Here is a 19,200-nt window from a genome sequence, read left to right as displayed (position 1 = left end):
CGATGGCCTTGCATGTCTACAACACGCTGAGCAAGACCAAGGAAGTATTCAAGCCGCTGGAAGGCAACAGCGTGCGCATGTATGTTTGCGGCATGACGGTGTATGACTACTGTCATATCGGCCATGCGCGGGTCATGGTCGCCTTTGATGTGGTCTCCCGCTGGCTGCGTGCTCGCGGCTACGATCTGACCTACGTGCGCAATATTACCGATATCGATGACAAGATCATCCGTCGAGCCAATGAGAACGGTGAGAGCTTTCAGCAACTGACCAATCGCATGATTGCCGCAATGCACGAGGACGAGGCGCAGTTGAATGTACTGCCCCCGGACCAGGAGCCACGTGCCAGTGATCATGTCGAGGGCATGCACAGCATGATCCAGACCCTGATCGACAAGGGGTATGCCTATGCGCCAGGCAACGGCGATGTGTATTACCGGGTGGGCAAATTTGCCGGTTACGGCAAGTTGTCGCGCAAGCGTATCGAGGACCTGAAGATCGGTGCGCGCATCGAGGTCGACGAAGCCAAGGAGGACCCGCTGGATTTCGTGCTGTGGAAGGGCGTCAAACCCGGCGAGCCGAGCTGGTCATCGCCCTGGGGCGATGGTCGTCCTGGCTGGCATATCGAGTGCTCGGTGATGTCTACCTGCTGCTTGGGTGACACTTTCGATATTCATGGTGGCGGCCCGGATCTGGTATTCCCGCACCATGAAAACGAGATTGCTCAGAGCGAAGCGGCCACCGGCAAGACCTATGCCATGTCCTGGATGCATGCCGGGGCGGTGCGGGTGGATGGCGAGAAGATGTCCAAATCCCTGGGTAACTTCTTCAGTATCCGCGAGGTACTGGATAAGTATCACCCGGAAGTGGTGCGTTATCTGCTGGTCGCCAGCCATTACCGCAGCCCGATCAACTATTCGGAAGACAACCTCAAGGAAGCGAAGAGCGCGCTGGAGCGTTTCTACCGTTCCCTGAAAGGGCTGCCCGAGGCGGCGCCTGCGGGTGGTGACGAGTTTGCCGAGCGTTTTGCCGCTGCCATGGATGACGACTTCAATACGCCTGAAGCCTGCGCTGTCCTGTTTGACATGATTCGCGAGGTCAACCGACTGAAGGAGTCTGATCTGCAAGCGGCTGCGGCGCTGGCTGCGCGGCTGCGCGAGCTGGCCAGTGTCATCGGCATTCTGCAGCTGGAGGCCGATAGCTTCCTGCAGGGCGGAGCAGCCGGCAAGGTCGATGCGGCAGAAGTGGAAGCCCTCATCCAGGCGCGTCTGCAGGCGCGTGCGGACAAGAACTGGGCCGAGTCTGATCGTATTCGTGATCAGCTGACCGGCATGGGTGTGGTACTGGAAGATGCCAAGGGCGGAACGACCTGGCGTTTGCAGGACTGAGTACATTCTGACCCGCTCCGTGCAAGACGGAGCGGGTCAGAATGGCAGTTACTTCCAGATATTGCTGTCGATCTTTTCGTGCAGCTCCGGATAGTCAGCTGATTTGAACTTGGGTGTGATCCCTTGTTTACGTTGTTCGAAATAATCCTTGGTCAGCTTTGATACCGTGCCGGACAACAGCGCAATGGCAATCAGGTTGATTGTCGCCATCAGACCCATCGAGGCGTCTGCGGCATTGAATACCGTCAGTACTGCCTCCCTGGCACCCCAGATCACCATCGCCAATGCGGCCACCCGGAGCAGGGTGATTCCGAGGGTATTGCCCATGCCCAGATAGATCATCGCGTTTTCTGCATAGGTGTAGTTCGCCACGATCGAGGTGAAGGCGAAAAATAGAATGGCGATGGCAATGAAATAGCTGCCGGCGCTACCAATATGGGACTCAAGCGCCTGTTGGGTCAGCTGAATGCCGGTAACGCCGTTACCCGGCTCGAGAATACCTGACAGCAGAATCATGATGGCGGTAGCGGTGCAGACTATCAGGGTATCGATGAACACCCCTGCAGCCTGTACCAACCCTTGCGATGAAGGATGGTGCGGTGCCGGGGTTGCGGTAGCGGCCACGTTCGGCGCCGATCCCATACCTGCTTCGTTGGAGAACAGACCGCGCTTGATGCCGTTGAGCATCGCTGCGGTAATCGAGCCGGCAGCCCCGCCGACAGCTTCATCCAGACCAAAGGCGCCGCGGATGATCGACATGAAGGCGGCGGGCACCTCAGTGATGTTCATCGCCAGTACGAACAGTGCCAGCAGTACATAGGCACCGGCCATGAAGGGTACGACATACTCGGCAAATCGCGCGATCGAGCGCAATCCACCAAAGATTACGATACCCGCAAAGATGGCAATCACCAGCCCGACCCATGTCTTCGGCAGGCCAAAGGCGCTTTCCATGGCATCGGCAATCGAGTTGGCCTGCACCGCATTGAAGATCAGGCCGAAGGAGATGATCAGGCTGACCGCAAAAATGGCCCCAGCCCAGGGCGCTTTCAGGCCCTTGGCTATATAGAAGGCCGGGCCGCCGCGATACTGACCTTTGCGATCCTGAACCTTGTACAGCTGAGCCAGGGTGCTCTCGGCATAACCGGTGGCCATGCCGACCAGCGCTACCACCCACATCCAGAAAATTGCACCGGCACCGCCAAGATACAGCGCGACCGCAACACCGGCGATGTTACCGGTCCCGACGCGGGAGGCAAGGCTGGTGCACAGCGCCTGGAATGGTGAAATACCGTGTTGGTCGCTCTGCCGCGAGCCTAGAATGGAACGTACCATCTCCCCGAAATGGCGAAACTGGATGAACCCGAGCCGCAGGGTGAAAAACACCCCGACGGCCAGCAGCCCGTAAATGAGGACGTAGCCCCAGAAAATCGTATTCAGGAAATCGATTATTGCGCTCATTGGCGATCCTTTCGCAGTTGTCGCTATAAATGTAGTCGCTGGGCTGGAATGCGCCATCGGCAAACTGGGGTGCGAGACTGCTACACTTGCCCGCTTGGTCGGGAGGCATTTTCCGACATGTTTGGGGAAACGTCGATGGTTGTTGTTAACGCCCTGGTGCCTGTTTTCGGTCTGATATTCCTGGGTTGGTTTCTCGGTGCTCGCCGCATTATCCCGACCGAGGGTCACAAGACCCTGGGCATTATCACCTTCAAGCTGTTCATGCCCGTATTGCTGTTCTCCGGGCTGGCCCGGGCGGATCTGCTCGAGGCGCTCTCTCCCTTGCTGTTGATGCTCTATTTCATTCCGGCCTTCGCAGTGTTTATTGCGGTCAACATGTGGGTGCATCGGCGGCTGGGGCGCCCTTCTTCCATGGGGCTCGCAGCCAGCTATTCGAATAATGTGCTGGTGGGCATACCGCTGATTACGGTCATGCTGGGCGTGGAAAGTCTGGTCTACCTGTTTGCCGTCCTGGTATTCCACAGTCTGCTGCTGTTTACCTTGCAGAGCATCTATAACGCTTTCTGGGGTAACCGTGGCGAGAAGGTCGATTGGAAGGCGTTGCTCTCCAGCCTGGCCAACCCGCTGATCATCGGGCTATTCCTGGGCGCCTTGGTGAACCTGTCCGGCCTGCCTGTTCCCGGCCCGCTGTGGCATATCGTGGAAATGCTCGCCGCGGCAGCTCTGCCTACCGCTTTGCTGATGCTCGGTATGAGCCTGGCCAGCTACCGGCTATACCTGAGTGGCACCATGGCGATGCTAACCACCGCCAAGCTGGTGATATTTCCGCTACTGGTCCTGGGCATGGGATGGCTGTTGCCGGGGTTGACCGCGGATGCGCGCACGGTTCTGGTGTTGATGGCGGCCTGTCCCACGGGCATCAATGTTCTGGCTTTCGCCATGGGGCAGGAGGACACCCGCATCCTCGGCTCGGTGATCTTCCTGTCGACGGTGATGGCCGCTATTACCTTGCCAGTCTGGTTGCTTGTACTCGCTGCCTGATCCTTGATGCACCATATGGGAAGTGAAAATACCTTTATTCATCAAAAAACAAAGGGAATCACCTGCTTGACTTCTGTATCGCGGGAAAATTGATCGCAATCAATGCTTTTTTTTTCAAATACCATACAAAAGTCTACTTGCTCTTAGTGTATCCTTGCCCGGATTTTTGGATTGAATAAAACAAACAAGTAGGAAAAGGAGACCCCCATGTCGGTCAGTCTGTTTATTCCCGGGGAGACGCGCGAGAATGAAAAGCGTGTCGCTCTGGTCCCTTCTGTCGCCAGTAAGCTGGCGAAACTGGGTATTGAATGTTCTTTACAACCAGGTGCAGGCCTGGCGGCGAGAATTCCCGACAGCGCCTTCGAGAACGAAGGCGTACAGATTACTTCCACCCCGTCAGCACCCCAGCTGATCTTCCGCGTACAGCCACCGGAGCTGGCCGAGATCGAACAAATGGCACCAGGTACGGTTCTGTGCTGTTTCGTCTATGCTCATCGCGAGCCGGAGATCGTCAAGGCACTGCGTGATCGCCAGATCACCTGTTTTGCCATGGAACTGGTACCGCGTATCACTCGCGCCCAGGCGATGGACGCTCTGTCCTCCCAGGCTGCGCTGACCGGCTATGCCGCGGGTCTCATGGCAGCTACCAGCCTCAACCGCATTCTTCCCATGATGACCACAGCCGTTGGCTCTCTGCGTCCGGCCAAGGTATTGGTCATGGGTGCAGGGGTCGCTGGTCTGCAGGCGCTGGCGACAGCCAAACGTCTGGGGGCCATGATCGAAGGCTATGACGTGCGTGCCGAGGTGAAGGAACAGGTCGAATCGGTTGGCGGCAAGTTCGTCGATACCGGCGTTTCTGCCAGCGGGCAGGGCGGTTATGCGCGCGAACTGACCGACGAGGAAAAAGCTCAGGTGGAGAAGGTCGTCACTCGGCATATCCAGCAAGCCGATGCCGTGATCACCACCGCCGCCATTCCCGGTCGCCCCAGCCCGAAAATCATCAGCGAAGCGCAGATCATGGGCATGAAGCCCGGCTCGGTGATCATCGATCTGGCGGCTGAAGGGGGTGGTAACACGCCACTCACGGTCCCTGGCGAAACCGTCGAAGTCGGTCCTGTGACCATTGTCGCGCCGCTGAACGTACCGAGCCGACTGGCCGAGCACGCGTCGGAGCTCTATGCGCGCAACCTGCAGAACCTGGTCGGCCTGATGGTCAAGGATGGCGAACTGGCCATCGACTGGGAGGACGAGATCCTGGCCGGCGCGGTACTGACGCACGCTGGTGAAATCCGTAACGAGGCCGCACGCAAGGCCCTTGAACCTGGCGAGGAATAATCATGGATCCAGTAACTACCATTACCGGCTTTGTGGCTCTGTATATCTTCATGCTGGCCGCTTTCACCGGGTACGAAATCATTGGCCGTGTTCCGGCCATCCTGCACACGCCGCTGATGTCCGGTTCCAATTTCGTCCACGGCATTGTTGTGGTCGGCGCCATGTGGGCACTGTTGAACGCGGGCTCCACTCTGGAACAGGTCATCGGCTTTTTCGGCGTACTGCTCGGCGCGGGTAACGCTGCCGGCGGTTATGTGGTGACTGAGCGCATGCTGGAGATGTTCAAGCCCAGCAACAAGCGCCAAGGTACAGCGGACAAGGAATAACATCCAATGAGTCAATTTATAATCGAAGCCGTTTACTTTCTCACGGCACTGCTATTTATCTATGGTCTCAAGCGCATGGCCAGCCCGGTCACCGCGCGCTCCGGTATCCTGATTGCCGGCGTCGGCATGGTGCTGGCGGTATTGGCTGCCTTCCTGTACGGCTTTGATGTACGCGAAGCGGCGCAGGAACACCTGACCATGAACGTGGCGCTGGTACTGATCGCATTGGGCCTGGGTCTGGGTTGGGCCTGGTACAGCGGCAAGAAGGTCGCCATGACCGATATGCCACAAATGGTTGCTCTGTATAACGGTATGGGTGGCGGTGCAGCAGCAGCCATTGCGGCGACCGAGCTGTTTTCCGGCAACGCCCAGTCCCACGGCGTTGTGGTCTCGGTACTGGCGGTATTGGGTGGCCTGATCGGTGCAGTAGCACTGTCCGGTTCCCTGGTCGCCTGGGCCAAGCTCGACGGCCGCATGAACGGTGTGATCCGCCTGCCAGCGCAACAGTTGATCAACGGCGTGCTTTTCCTCGGCTCGCTGGCCTTGGGTGCCTACATTGTGGTCACCGGCATCAATGGTGTGATTTCCTTGCCGTTGATCGCGCTGTTCTTTATTCTGGCGCTGCTGCTGGGCGTGTTGCTGACTACCCCTATCGGTGGCGCGGACATGCCGGTAGTGATCTCTCTGTATAACGCGTTCACCGGCCTGGCTGTTGCCTTCGAAGGTTTCGTGCTGCAGAACCCGGCGATGATCATTGCCGGTACCGTGGTTGGCTCGGCAGGTACCCTGCTGACGCTGATGATGGCCAAGGCCATGAACCGCCCGGTCAGCAACGTGATCTTCAGCCAGTTTGGCGGTGATGATGGTGGCGAAGATGGCGACATCGAAGGCACCATGAAAGCAGCGGATGCCTCCGACGCGGCAATCGCCATGTACTACGCCAGCAAGGTGATCATCGTTCCAGGCTACGGTCTGGCGGTAGCGCAGGCGCAGCACAAGCTGTATGAATTCGTGAAGCTGCTGCAGAAGCAGGGTGTGGATGTGGCGTTCGCTATCCACCCGGTCGCCGGTCGTATGCCGGGGCACATGAACGTGTTGCTGGCCGAAGCCGGTGTCCCCTACGACATCATCCATGACCTGGAAGATATCAACGAGGACTTCCCGCAGGCCGACGTGGCCATCGTTCTGGGTGCCAACGACGTGGTCAACCCGGCTGCTCGTCATCGCAAATCCAGTCCGATCTATGGCATGCCGATCCTCAACGTCGACATGGCGCAGCAGGCTTATGTAGTCAAGCGTGGTCAGGGCAAGGGTTACTCCGGCGTGGAGAACGAACTGTTCTACGCCGAGAACACTTCCATGGTCTACGGTGATGCGCAGAAGGTGATGGTACAGATGATCGACGCGGTGAAATCGCTGGGTTGATTCTGTAGCTGAAAACGAAAGGGGCTTCGTCTTGAACGAAGCCCCTTTTTTGTATCCGCCTTTCAGCGCTGGTCGTTACGCATTTCCTCCAGCAGTTCCTGGCACTGACTGGTCTGCTCGCCGCTGGGCGCGATGAGCGCCAGCAGCGCAGCAGCCGGGGTCACTGCGCCCAAAGCCAGCATGCCGGTACCCCGCAATGCCAGCGGCCCGGCATGTACGCCCGGGTTGGGGTCGCTGAAGGAGCCGCGGACATACAAGGGCGAGCGCAGGGAGAAGATACGCATGCCCTTGGAGTCGGGGGAGATATCCAGATCCAGCTCTTCGCTGGCGAAGTTCACCTCGCCGTCGACTCGGATCAGTGCATTCTCGGTATCGATGATGAATATCGGCGTAGTCATCAGTCCATCATCAAGTGCCAGATCCGCCACTGCGCAATTGATTTGCACGTCCTCGTCGCCGAACATTTTAGTGATCAGATAATTACCGACATTGAGTCCGGCAATTTCCATCAGGCTGCGACTTACCGTGCCATCATTGATTACCAGCTGCACCGAGCCATCGGCACTGCCCAACAGCGCCGCCACCGAATTGCCGTGCCCGCTCAGGTCGGCGTCGCCGTTCAGCTCGCCGAGGCTGGTCTGCATCGGTGCAAAACTGGGTGCCAGTTCCTTGAGCTTGAAGCCACGGGCATTCAGTTTGGCCTGCCCCTGCAGTGGCGTGGTACCGCCGTTCAGCCGAATATCGGCCTGCAACTCGCCGCCGGCCATGCCGAACTTGAGGGGTGCCAGATGCAGCCGACCATCTTCAAGCAGAACCTGGGCGTCGAGGTCGGTGATCGGCAGTTGTTCGCTGTGTACAATGTGCCGACCGCGCACGTGCACATCGGCATCCATCGCCCGCCAGCGCTCGGTGCGGAATTCCTCGACTGGAAGTACCTTGTCGGCCGGCTGCCGAGCGCTGCTGCCGCGGGCCTCTTTCTCGGCATTGGAGTCGGCCCCGATCAACGGCGCCAGATCGCTGAACAGCAGCTGGTTGGACACGAGGCTGCCGGACAGCTTGGGGCGGGGCTCGCCGGCCACATAAGTCAGATCGCCATGGATATCACTGTCGCCAATGCTGCCATTGAAGTCCTGATAGCGGTAGGTAGCACCTTCGGCAGCCTGCAGCTGCGCACTCAGGCGGCCGTCGGTGGAGTAGGGTGGGCTATCGGGCAGGGTCACCCCGGTCAGAGGATAAAGGTTGCCCAGACTGGTGCCCGAGAGTCGCAGGTTCAGGTCCAACGCGCCCAGATTCTGCGGATCGGTCAGGGTGCCGGCCAGGCGGATGCGGGTGGATCCGGCGCGGACATCCGCCTCCAGCGGAAACGGCAGGGCTGCGTCCTGCAGTGCCAGCAGACCGCCGACCTTGCCTTCGCCTTGCACCGTCTGTCCCTGGTAACGCCCCTCGGCGCGCCAGGCGAAGACGTATTCCTGGGGAGCGGCCGTCGCCGACTCCTCCGGTTTGCCGACAATCTCATCAAAGGCGATGGGTTCACCCAGGGGCTCGACCTGCATATCGAGCTGAAGCTTGCTGATCGCGTCATCGACCATTATCTGTCCCTGATCAAAACCAATGGTGCCGATATCCAGCTTCCAGGGTGCTGACTCCTCGGCCGAGGCATCATCCTCGCTGCCCAGATCGAAGGTCCAGTTGTCGCGCCCGTCAGCCAGGCGTTGCGCGTTCACTACCGGTCCCTGCACATCGATGCGTGGGATGTGTACGGTCTTTGATAGCAGCGGTAGCAGCGCCAGGCGCAACTTCACCTGCTGCAGACTGACAAAGGTGTCGCCTTCGGCCCATTCCGGATTGCCCAGTATCATCTGCTCGGCGGCAATGTGTGGCCAGGGCAGCCAAGCCCGCCCGCCGTCCGTCTCCGGCTCGCGCCGCCAAGCCACCGACAGGTCACCTTCAATGGCAAAGGGCCGATCAAGGGCCTCGGAAACCCGTTCATTGATCGTCGGCTTGAGCAGATTCCAGTCGAACAGCACCAGAAACAACGCCAATGCTGCCACCAGCAGCACCAGACCGGTCAATATCCAGATGAAAAAACCACCAATGCGCGCCATACCTTATTCGCCTTTCATCATGCATCCGATAAGAATGCGTCAGGTTCAGACTAGCAAAGTCTGCGGAACAGGCAGGCACCAATATACGACTACCGATGGTTCCCATGCTCTGCGTGGGAACCGCGCCTTGGATGCTCCGGCGTCCGAATTGGCAGCTTGCATAGCGGCGGGATTGGGACGCAGAGCGTCCCGACAGGCATTCCCACGCGGGAGCGCGGGAACGATCAGCTTTGGAGCCAGTACTCGGTTTTCGATGGCTCCCATGCTCTGCGTGGGAGCCGCGCCCTGGACGCTCCCGCGTCCGAATTGGCAGCTTGCATGGCGGCGGGATTGGGACGCAGAGCGTCCCGGCAGGCGTTCCCACGCGGGAGCGCGGGAACGATCAGGCAATGCGCCGGATATTACTTATCGGCGGCGTAATAGCCGAAGATAGATTTCACTTCAAGGAAATCTTCCAGGCCATAATGGCCCCATTCGCGACCGTTGCCGGATTCCTTGTAGCCACCGAAGGGGGCGTTGTTATCCAGCGGAGCGCCGTTGAGATGGACCATGCCGGTGCGGATCTGGCGGGCAGCGTTGCGGGCACGATCCAGGTCAGCGGAGGAGATATAGCCAGACAGGCCATACCGGGTGTCGTTCGCGATGCGAATGGCATCGGCCTCATCTTTGTAACCGATGATGGACAGTACCGGCCCGAAAATTTCTTCGCGGGCAATGGTCATGTCGGGGGTGACGTGGCTGAAGATGGTCGGTTGTACATAGTAGCCCTTGTCCAGTCCCTCTGGGCGACCGGTACCGCCGACCACCAGTTTGGCGCCTTCTTCGATGCCCTTGCCGATCAAGTCCTGGATCTTGCTCCACTGAACCTTGGAGACGACCGGCCCGATGACCGTATCCGCGCCGTCCGGTGCACCGGCCTTGACCTTGGCCGAAACGGCTTTGGCGATGGCAGCGACTTCATCCATGCGGCTGTTGGGTACCAGCATGCGGGTCGGGGCGTTACAGGACTGACCGCTGTTATTCATGCAAGACATGACGCCGTGGGCGACCATCTTCTCGAAATCCGCATCATCCAGCAGGATGTTGGCCGACTTGCCGCCCAGTTCCAGTGCCACGCGTTTGATGGTCTCGGCGCCGTTCTTCATAACCTGGCGGCCGGCACCGGTGGAGCCGGTAAAGGACATCATGTCGATATCCGGATGGCCTGACATGGCCGAGCCGACAGTGGGGCCGTCGCCGTTGACCAGGTTGAACACCCCGGCAGGCACGCCGGCTTCGTCCAGTACTTCGGCGAGCAGCAGCGCAGAAAGTGGAGCCACTTCCGAGGGCTTGAGCACCATGGTGCAGCCGGTGGCCAGGGCAGGGGCGATCTTGCAAGCCAGTTGGTTGATCGGCCAGTTCCACGGGGTAATCAGACCGCATACGCCGATCGGCTCCTTGACCACCAGGGTATTGCCGATGCGCTCTTCGAACTCGAACTCTTTCAGAGCTTTCAATGCCGCAGCGAAATGACCGGTGCCAGAGGGGGCCTGGGCGTATTTCGACAGCTTGGCCGGGGCACCCATCTCAATGGAAATGGCCTTGGCAAACTCATCGGAGCGGCGCTGATAGACCTCGAGAACGCGCTCCAGCAGAGCGATACGCTCTTCACGGCTGGTCTTGGAGAAGGACTCGAACGCCTCGCGTGCAGCGGCAACAGCAGCATCAACATCCTGCTCGTTACCCAGCGCAATGGTAGCTGCTACCTCTTCGGTGGCGGGATTGATCACATCAACGGTGCGATCGCCGTTGGGCTCTACCCATTGGCCGTTGATATAGAATTGTTTTTCATGGCTCATCGATCAAGACTCCTGGTGGGACATAATTGAAAAGTGACAGAACAATACACGTAATTTCGGCCTGTATCAGCTGTTTCGCGCGAATTCACCCAAGCAGAACATGCTCCCGCTTTTGCTTCAAGGGCTCTGACAATGACTCTATACTATGCGCCGGAAAACGACTGCGCTCGTCCATGTGGATCTGTAATACGTCCTTATCAGGAAGAGGGGTTAATACTTGACTAAATTGGTTGGATATTGCATAGTTTCGGCCATGTGAAAACCTGAATCGGGTACCGTTATGCGTCTGACCACCAAAGGCCGTTACGCTGTTACAGCCATGCTGGACCTGGCCCTCCATGAGGACCAGGGGCCCATCACCCTGGCAGATATATCCCAGCGCCAGGGCGTATCGGTGTCCTATCTGGAGCAACTGTTTGCCAAGCTGCGGCGCAGCAAGCTGGTTGAGAGTGTGCGTGGTCCAGGTGGCGGTTACCGTCTGGCCGGTGGTCCTGATGCCATCAATGTAGCGCAGATAGTGGAAGCGGTGAACGACTCCATGGACGCCACTCGTTGCCTGGGCAAGGGTGACTGCCAACATGGCGACGTCTGCCTGACACACTATCTATGGACTGATCTGAGTGAGCGTCTGCACGACTTTCTCGCAGGCATAACGCTGTCCGACCTGGTTTCCCGTGACGATATTCAGCGAGTACGCACCCGGCAGGACAAGGGTACCTGCTCCAGTCAGAATGTCGTCAATCTGGAACGCATCATCTGAAACGGCCCTTGGCCGTATGAATTGAAGAGTAATACCCCAAGAGGTATTGCAGCCTGATACACAATGCAGTCACTGCCATAGTGCTGGCTGCGGGACTGAGGTGATACCGTGACTCAAGAAGTCGAGAACCTTATCAAGACGGATTACGCCGCCGGCTTCCATACCGACATCGAATCCGACACCTTGCCACCTGGCCTTGATGAAAACGTCATTCGCTTTATCTCGGCACGCAAGGAAGAGCCTGAGTGGATGCTCGAATGGCGCCTGAAGGCCTATCGCGCCTGGCTGGAAATGGATGAGCCGACCTGGGCCCATGTGCATTATCCGGAAATCGACTTCCAGAACGTGTCCTTTTACTCGGCTCCCAAGAGCATGGCTGATCGACCCAAGAGTCTGGCCGAGGTCGATCCGGAGCTGCTGGCGACCTACGAAAAACTGGGCATCCCGCTGCATGAGCAGGAAGCGCTGGCCGGCGTGGCGATGGACGTGGTCTTTGACTCGGTATCCGTTGTCACCACTTTCCGCGAGAAGCTGGAAGAGGCGGGGGTGCTTTTCTGCCCGATCAGCGAAGCGATTCGCCGCTTCCCAGATCTGGTCAGGAAATACCTCGGCACTGTGGTGCCGCAGAAGGACAACTATTATGCCGCGCTGAACTCAGCGGTGTTCTCCGATGGCTCCTTTGTTTATATCCCCAAGGGCGTGCGCTGCCCGATGGAACTGTCTACCTACTTCCGCATCAACGAACTGAACACCGGACAGTTCGAACGCACGTTGATCATCGCTGATGAGGGTTCTCACGTCAGTTATCTCGAAGGCTGCACCGCGCCAATGCGTGATGAGAACCAACTGCACGCAGCGGTAGTGGAACTGGTGGCTCTGGATAATGCCCAGATCAAATACTCCACGGTACAGAACTGGTACCCCGGCGATGCCGAAGGCAAGGGTGGTATCTACAACTTCGTAACCAAGCGCGGTGTCGCTCATACCAACGCGAAGATCTCCTGGACCCAGGTGGAAACCGGCTCAGCAGTGACCTGGAAGTACCCCAGCTGCATTCTTAAAGGCGACAACAGCGTCGGTGAGTTCTACTCGGTGGCTCTGACCAATAATTTCCAGCAGGCCGATACCGGCACCAAGATGATCCATCTTGGCAAGAACACGCGCTCGACCATTGTTGCCAAGGGCATTTCTGCCGGACGCAGCAACAGTTCCTACCGCGGACTGGTGCGTATCAACCCCGGTGCCGAGGGTGCCCGCAACTTTACCCAGTGTGACTCGCTGCTGATCGGCGACCGCTGCGGTGCGCATACCTTCCCATACATCGAGAGCAAGAACCCCAGTGCGGTAGTCGAGCACGAGGCGACCACCTCCAAAGTCAGCGACGACCAGATGTTCCTCTGTCAGCAGCGTGGGCTGGATGCCGAGAAAGCGGTCTCCATGATCGTCAACGGCTTCTGCCGTGATGTATTCAAGGAGCTGCCGATGGAGTTTGCGGTAGAGGCGGGTAAATTGCTGGAAGTCAGCCTGGAAGGCTCGGTGGGTTGATCCACTGTAGGTTGTCGAGACGAATTCATACAGATTATCAGGCGTAAAATATGTTATCGATCAAAGGGTTGTGCGCGAAAGTTGAAGAGAAAGATATCCTCAAGGGGCTGGATATCGATATCAAACCGGGTGAAGTGCATGCGATCATGGGGCCGAACGGTTCCGGCAAGAGCACCCTCGGAAACGTACTATCCGGCCGCCCTGGCTACGAAGCAACCGGCGGTAGCGTGAACTTCAAGGGGAAGGATCTGCTCGAGCTGGATACCGAAGAGCGCGCTCGTGAAGGTATCTTCCTTGCCTTCCAGTATCCGGTGGAAATCCCCGGTGTCAGCAACATGGAATTCCTCAAGGTATCCGTCGATGCCAAGCGTAAACACGCCGGTCTGCCGGAACTGTCGGCAGTCGAGTTCATGAAGTTGGCCCGGGAAACCACCAAGCGCGTTGATCTGGATGCCAGCTTCCTGAAGCGTGGCGTCAACGAAGGCTTTTCCGGCGGCGAGAAGAAGCGCAACGAGATCATGCAGATGATGCTGCTCGAGCCCGACCTGTGCATCCTCGACGAAACCGACTCCGGTCTGGATATCGATGCTCTGCAGGTGGTTGCCGACGGCGTGAACTCCATGCGTGACGGCAAGCGCAGCTTTATCGTGGTCACTCATTACCAGCGCCTGCTGGACTACATAGTGCCGGATTACGTACACGTACTGGCCGGCGGCCGTATCGTCAAGTCGGGCGATAAAAGCCTGGCTCTGGAACTGGAAGCCAAAGGCTACGGCTGGTTGGAAAACGGGGAAGGCTGAACATGTCTGACTTTCAACAACAGGCCCTGACGCTGGCCGCAAGTCAGCACAGCCCTGAATGGCTGGCTGACTTGCGCGTGCGTGGCGCTGACATCTGGTCGTCCGCCAAATGGCCGACCCGCAAGACCGAATTATGGAAATACACACCGCTGACTGCGTTGCAAAATGACAATCCGGCGCAGTGGGCGCAGGTTGATAATTGTGCGTGGCAGCAGGCGATTGATCCCATCGAACTGGATGCGACTCGGCTGGTGTTCATCAACGGACATTTTTCCGCTGAACATTCCAGCGAGCTGCCCGTCGGTGTCGTGTGCTTCGCCAATGCCGATACCGCTCAGCAAGCGCTGATTCGTCAGCATCTGGGTACCGTGGCCAATACCGCGGAGCACCTGTTCGCCGCCCTGAGCAACGCTTGGGTCGCCGACGGCATTTTGCTGCATGTACCCCGCGGTACGAAGCTGGAGAAACCGGTCTATATCCTCAACGTAGCCACTCCGGAAGCGCAGCCGGCGGTCAGCAACCAGCGTGTGCTGGTGCTACTCGAAGACAGTAGCCAGGCAGAACTGATAGAACACTACGTCTCCGGCGACGAGCAACAGAACCTGTTCGTCAACAGCCATACTGAAATCGTGGTCGGCAACAATGCCCAGTTGCAGCACTACCGCATCAACCTGGAGCAGGAAGACCTGCTGCATGTGGGTGGGGTACACGTGAACCTGCACCGCGATGCGCGCCTGCATGGCTTCACCCTGGCTCAGGGCAGCCGCCTCAAGCGTATCGACTACCACGTCAATATGCGCGGAGAGGGCGCTCACCTGGAGTTGCACGGTGTTTATCTGCCGCGCAACAAACAGCTGATCGATTATCACACCAACGTTGAACACCGGGTGCCCAACTGCACCAGCAACGAAGTGTTCCGCGGCATTATCGGCGACTCGGCCAAGGCTGTATTCAATGGTCGGATACATATCCATCCGCAGGCACAGAAGACCCTGGCCGAACTCAGCAACAAGAATCTGCTGACCTCGCCCAAGGCGGAAATCAATACCAAGCCGGAACTGGAAATCTACGCCGACGACGTGCGCTGCGCCCATGGCGCGACCATCAGTCAGCTTGATGAAACATCTGTGTTCTACCTGCAGAGTCGCGGTGTCACGCGTACCGAAGCGATTCGTATGCTCAGCTTCGGCTTCATCAACGAGCTGCTCAATCAGGTTCCCGAGCAGGCGATACAGGACTATCTGCGTCCGCGGCTGACCACCCTTTTCGGTCAGGGCGATGAGCAACTGGGGCAGTTGAACTATGACTGATCTGGCAGTGGACACCCACAACACCTTCAATGCCGAGCAGGTGCGCCAGGACTTCCCGATTCTGCATCAGGAAGTTCATGGCAAGCCCCTGGTGTATCTGGACAATGCAGCGACAACGCAGAAGCCAGAGGCGGTCATTCAGGCCATCGTGGACTACTACCGTCAGGACAACAGCAACGTGCACCGCGGCGCGCATACCCTTGCCGAACGTGCTACCGAGAAATTCGAGAACGCTCGTGTCAAGGTGGCCGGGCTGATCAATGCTCCTGAAGCGCGGCAGGTCATCTGGACTCGCGGCACCTCCGAAAGCATCAACCTGATCGCCGCCAGCTGGGGGCGTAGCCAACTGAAGGAAGGTGATCGGATACTGGTCTCGGCCATGGAGCACCACTCCAATATCGTGCCGTGGCAGATGATTGCGGCCCAGATGGGTGCGACCGTCGAGCCGATCCCGGTCGATAATACCGGCAGCATCGATCTGGCTGCATTCGAAGCCATGCTTGATGACAGTGTGCGCATGGTTGCCTGCGGGCATGTGTCCAATGCACTGGGCAGCGTCAACCCGGTCGAGCAGATAATCCGCCTGGCCCATGCTGCCGGTGCGGTATGCCTGATTGATGGTGCTCAGGCCATGAGCCATCTGCAGGTGGACGTGCAGGCGCTGGACTGTGATTTTTATGTGTTTTCAGCACACAAGATGTTCGGCCCGACCGGCGTTGGTGTGCTCTATGGCAAGGTTGAACTGCTGGAGACCATGCCGCCTTACCAGGGCGGTGGCGAGATGATCGAGACGGTCAGCTTTGCCGGCACTACCTACAATCAGTTGCCATACAAATTCGAAGCCGGTACGCCGGATATCGCTGGAGTGATCGCTCTGGGCGCGGCGGTGGATTACCTGCAGAGCATTGACCGCGACGCAGCAGAACGCCATGAACGGGATCTGCTCGAGTATGCCGAGGCCAAGGCCCGGGCCATGCCCGGAATCACTCTGGTTGGTACCGCGGCGGAGCGTACCGGTGTGCTGAGCTTTCTCATGGATGGTACCCACCCACATGACGTGGGCATGCTGCTGGACCAGCAGGGTGTTGCAGTGCGCACCGGAAACCATTGTGCCCAGCCGATCATGGACCAGCTGGGTATTCCGGGCACGGTGCGCGCCAGCTTCTGTTTCTACAACACCAGAGCCGACATCGATCGTCTGTTCGAAGCATTGGCCAAGGCGAAACAGTTTCTTGTCGAGGAGTAGAATATGAGTGTCGAATCATTTGATCCAACCAGCCAGGCGGTGTCTGTCACCCCGGCTGCGCTCGCACACTTCCGGCGTCAGCTGACCAATCAACCGGGTAAGTCGGTACGGGTCAGCATCAAGAAGAGCGGTTGTACCGGCTTCATGTATGTCATCGACATGGTAGAGCAGGGCGCCGAGAGCGACGTGCATTACCAGCTGGATGACCAGGTTGAATTGCTGGTCGATCAGAACAGCTTGGCGGTTCTTTCCGGCACTCAGATCGATATCGTGCAGGAAGGCATCAACCGCCAGATCCGCTTCATTAACCCCAACGTCAAAGACCAATGCGGTTGCGGCGAAAGCTTCAGTGTGAGTTGACATGGAAAGACGTATGGTTGTCGCCCAGGCAGATTGCCCGGCGCGACGGGTCCCCGATGGCACAGAGCTGACGATCCCGAAAGATACTTTTGTAACCATTACCCAGGCGCTGGGTGGCAATTACACGGTTACCTACAACGGCCAGATGGTCCGTGTGGATGGTACCGACGCAGCAAATCTCGGCCTTGAACCGGAGCTGCTGACCTTCCCCGAGCCAACCGACGACCTGATCCGCGAAGCGGATGTCTGGACCGCGCTCAAAACCGTTTACGATCCGGAAATCCCGGTGGACCTGGTGAACCTGGGGCTGATCTATTCGGTGATCATCGATCAGCAGGCCAAGCGGGTGGACATCAGCATGACCCTGACGGCGCCCGGCTGTGGCATGGGGCCGGTATTGGTCGGGGATGTCGAGTATCGGGTGCGTCGGGTGCCCAATGTCGAGACGGTGCACGTGGACCTGGTGTTCGACCCACCGTGGGGTCGCGAGATGATGAGCGAAGAAGCACAGCTTGAAACCGGTATGTTTTTCTAGGGGCAAGGATTTTTCATGAGCCAATTCGGCACAGATATCAGCAGCGACGACATTATCGACACGCTGTCATTTTTTGACAGCTGGGAAGATCGCTACAAATACATCATTGATCTTGGTCGCGAGCTGCCACCGCTGGATGACAGTCAGCGCACCGAACAGAACATCGTACGCGGCTGTCAGAGCCAGGTCTGGCTGACCAGCCGGGCGCAGGACGGCAAGTTGTTTTTCGATGCCGACAGTGATGCCTTCATCGTCAAGGGGCTGCTCGCTGTGGTCTTGGCTGCCTACAACGGCAAGACACCGGAAGCCATTCTGGCTTTCGATATCGAGGCCTATTTCACCCGCCTCAATCTGCTGAAACACCTGAGTGTGACCCGCGGCAACGGTCTGCGCGCTATGGTCAAGCGTATAAGGGATACCGCCGAAGCCATGTAAGCCTCCCTGGATGGTGGCACACCGCTATTGTTTTCGCATCTTGATCAGAGTATTTTTACCGCCAGAATAAATACATGGATGTACAAGATGCACGATGTCTGGAGCCGACTGAAGAGTGATACCCAGCTGGCGGTAGTCTCGACCGTCGGCGTGTTTGGCATTGTCAGTGTCACTCCCTTCGCGATTTACCGGATGTGGCAGGATAATTGGTTAGTGGTTGCGGTTGACATAATATTGCTGCTGACCACCTTGATAGCCGTTGCCATATCCTGGCGCTATGGCAGCACCAGACTGGCCGGACAGATACTCGCGGCTGTATACGGCACTGCGGCGGTCATTGTATCCATCCACGTGCAGGCCGGCGGTCTGTTCTGGTTCTATTGTCTGATCCTGTTCAACTTCTTTGTCATCCCACCCCTTCAGAGCACCATCGCGACCTTGCTGGCCCTGTCGTTTCTCTGCATCTATGGCGTTATGCACCCTGGCGAGGTATTTGTCGATCTGCAGCAGATGCTGATCTTCACTGCGACCTGTCTCTTGTGCAGTCTGTTTGCCTTCACCTTCGCCTGGCGCACCGGGCGACAGCGCCAACGCTTGCGGACCCTGGCCAACATGGATCCCTTGACCGGCGTGGGTAACCGGCGAACCCTGACCAGAGAAATGGAAATCGCGCTGGCCAGCCACAACCGCCATGGCACACCGTTTGGCTTGTTGTTGCTGGACCTCGATAATTTCAAATGTATCAACGACCGGCAAGGGCATGTCGAAGGCGATCGAGTTCTGGTCGAGTTCGCTCAGCTTACTCGCAACGCCAGTCGTCGTTCGGACCGGTTGTTTCGTCTGGGTGGGGAAGAGTTCGTATTATTGATGTCCAACATTGATCAGGCCGGCCTGGAAAGCGCGGCCAATAGTATCGTCAGGACTATTTCCACGCATTTGCGCAGTGCCGGTCGGCCGGTGACCGTATCCATCGGTGGTGCTCTGCTGGATGCCGGAGACGACAGCATCAGCTGGCTGAACAAAGCGGATGCATGCATGTATCGCGCGAAGCATGGTGGGCGCAACCGCTGTGTTGTTCATCTGGCCGATGAGGTTTCAGCTTTAATCGGATGAACGGACCTCCAAGACTCTGGTATCATTTTGCCTTCATGGTGGAGTCTCTTGCTTGTGCGCTTTTTGAACCCTGCGATAACCCGGGTTTGCCTACTGCTTCGCGCAGTACTGATATGCTCAACGCTGATGCCGGGAGCGGCATCGCGTTGAGCATCACCTTCATCAACTCCGGCACCA

At 58.0% G+C, this 19,200-nt stretch carries 17 protein-coding genes; 14 read left to right on the top strand and 3 right to left on the bottom strand.

Translation table 11 applies throughout. The features are described 5' to 3' along the window. Window positions 1–2: 2 nt before the first annotated feature. Window positions 3–1,388 (top strand): cysteine--tRNA ligase, encoded by a 1,386-nt coding sequence (cysS, locus tag BLU11_RS08370; protein WP_090272915.1) that lies wholly within the window; start codon window positions 3–5, stop codon window positions 1,386–1,388. Between the two features lie 48 nt (window positions 1,389–1,436). On the opposite strand, the gene BLU11_RS08365 is transcribed toward cysS, so the two are convergent. Continuing rightward, the gene (locus BLU11_RS08365) at window positions 1,437–2,849 is read right to left on the bottom strand and encodes an alanine/glycine:cation symporter family protein (RefSeq protein ID WP_090272914.1); all 1,413 of its coding nucleotides are present in this window, start codon (window positions 2,847–2,849) and stop codon (window positions 1,437–1,439) included. Window positions 2,850–2,984: 135 nt separating this feature from the next. Between BLU11_RS08365 and BLU11_RS08360 the strand changes: the two genes are divergently transcribed. The 4 genes from BLU11_RS08360 (at window position 2,985) to BLU11_RS08345 (ending at window position 6,976) form a co-directional block, all read left to right on the top strand. Continuing rightward, window positions 2,985–3,890 (top strand): AEC family transporter, encoded by a 906-nt coding sequence (locus tag BLU11_RS08360; protein ID WP_090272913.1) that lies wholly within the window; start codon window positions 2,985–2,987, stop codon window positions 3,888–3,890. Window positions 3,891–4,097: 207 nt separating this feature from the next. Further along, window positions 4,098–5,225: an NAD(P) transhydrogenase subunit alpha gene (locus BLU11_RS08355; RefSeq protein WP_090272912.1), complete on the top strand. Its 1,128-nt coding sequence runs from the start codon at window positions 4,098–4,100 to the stop codon at window positions 5,223–5,225. Between the two features lie 2 nt (window positions 5,226–5,227). Then, the gene (locus tag BLU11_RS08350) at window positions 5,228–5,551 is read left to right on the top strand and encodes an NAD(P) transhydrogenase subunit alpha (protein WP_090272911.1); all 324 of its coding nucleotides are present in this window, start codon (window positions 5,228–5,230) and stop codon (window positions 5,549–5,551) included. 6 nt (window positions 5,552–5,557) lie between these two features. Next, the gene (locus tag BLU11_RS08345) at window positions 5,558–6,976 is read left to right on the top strand and encodes an NAD(P)(+) transhydrogenase (Re/Si-specific) subunit beta (RefSeq protein ID WP_090272910.1); all 1,419 of its coding nucleotides are present in this window, start codon (window positions 5,558–5,560) and stop codon (window positions 6,974–6,976) included. Window positions 6,977–7,038: 62 nt separating this feature from the next. On the opposite strand, the gene BLU11_RS08340 is transcribed toward BLU11_RS08345, so the two are convergent. Together BLU11_RS08340 and BLU11_RS08335 are read right to left on the bottom strand one after the other, a co-directional pair. Beyond that, window positions 7,039–9,081, bottom strand: a complete 2,043-nt coding sequence (locus BLU11_RS08340) for an AsmA family protein (RefSeq protein WP_090272909.1) — start codon at window positions 9,079–9,081, stop codon at window positions 7,039–7,041. Between the two features lie 401 nt (window positions 9,082–9,482). Continuing rightward, a complete protein-coding gene (locus tag BLU11_RS08335) occupies window positions 9,483–10,919 on the bottom strand; it encodes an aldehyde dehydrogenase family protein (RefSeq protein ID WP_090272908.1) in 1,437 nt (478 codons plus the stop codon). Between the two features lie 280 nt (window positions 10,920–11,199). Here BLU11_RS08335 and iscR point away from each other — a divergent pair, with 280 nt between their 5' ends. The 9 genes from iscR (at window position 11,200) to BLU11_RS08290 (ending at window position 19,023) form a co-directional block, all read left to right on the top strand. Beyond that, window positions 11,200–11,679 carry a Fe-S cluster assembly transcriptional regulator IscR gene (gene iscR / locus BLU11_RS08330; protein ID WP_090272907.1) on the top strand — a complete coding sequence of 160 codons (480 nt, stop codon included), beginning with the start codon at window positions 11,200–11,202 and terminating at the stop codon, window positions 11,677–11,679. Between the two features lie 108 nt (window positions 11,680–11,787). Beyond that, window positions 11,788–13,224, top strand: coding sequence for a Fe-S cluster assembly protein SufB (gene sufB / locus BLU11_RS08325; protein WP_090272906.1), 1,437 nt, complete (start codon window positions 11,788–11,790; stop codon window positions 13,222–13,224). 50 nt (window positions 13,225–13,274) lie between these two features. After that, the gene (gene sufC / locus BLU11_RS08320; RefSeq protein ID WP_090272905.1) at window positions 13,275–14,024 is read left to right on the top strand and encodes a Fe-S cluster assembly ATPase SufC; all 750 of its coding nucleotides are present in this window, start codon (window positions 13,275–13,277) and stop codon (window positions 14,022–14,024) included. A 2-nt stretch (window positions 14,025–14,026) separates the two neighbouring features. Continuing rightward, on the top strand, window positions 14,027–15,334 hold the full coding sequence (gene sufD, locus BLU11_RS08315; protein ID WP_090272904.1) for a Fe-S cluster assembly protein SufD: 1,308 nt from the start codon (window positions 14,027–14,029) through the stop codon (window positions 15,332–15,334). After that, a complete protein-coding gene (locus BLU11_RS08310; RefSeq protein WP_090272903.1) occupies window positions 15,327–16,580 on the top strand; it encodes an aminotransferase class V-fold PLP-dependent enzyme in 1,254 nt (417 codons plus the stop codon). The genes sufD and BLU11_RS08310 overlap by 8 nt, the downstream gene beginning before the upstream one ends. 3 nt (window positions 16,581–16,583) lie before the next feature. Then, a complete protein-coding gene (locus BLU11_RS08305) occupies window positions 16,584–16,940 on the top strand; it encodes a HesB/IscA family protein (RefSeq protein ID WP_090272902.1) in 357 nt (118 codons plus the stop codon). Between the two features lies 1 nt (window position 16,941). Beyond that, window positions 16,942–17,475, top strand: a complete 534-nt coding sequence (sufT, locus tag BLU11_RS08300) for a putative Fe-S cluster assembly protein SufT (RefSeq protein WP_172828682.1) — start codon at window positions 16,942–16,944, stop codon at window positions 17,473–17,475. Between the two features lie 15 nt (window positions 17,476–17,490). Further along, a complete protein-coding gene (locus tag BLU11_RS08295) occupies window positions 17,491–17,910 on the top strand; it encodes a SufE family protein (RefSeq protein WP_090272900.1) in 420 nt (139 codons plus the stop codon). 87 nt (window positions 17,911–17,997) lie between these two features. Beyond that, window positions 17,998–19,023 carry a GGDEF domain-containing protein gene (locus tag BLU11_RS08290; RefSeq protein WP_157718638.1) on the top strand — a complete coding sequence of 342 codons (1,026 nt, stop codon included), beginning with the start codon at window positions 17,998–18,000 and terminating at the stop codon, window positions 19,021–19,023. The last annotated feature ends 177 nt before the right edge of the window (window positions 19,024–19,200 follow it).

Source organism: Halopseudomonas litoralis, assembly GCF_900105005.1.
GTDB lineage: Bacteria > Pseudomonadota > Gammaproteobacteria > Pseudomonadales > Pseudomonadaceae > Halopseudomonas > Halopseudomonas litoralis.
This window is presented reverse-complemented; position numbering and strand designations above follow the sequence as displayed.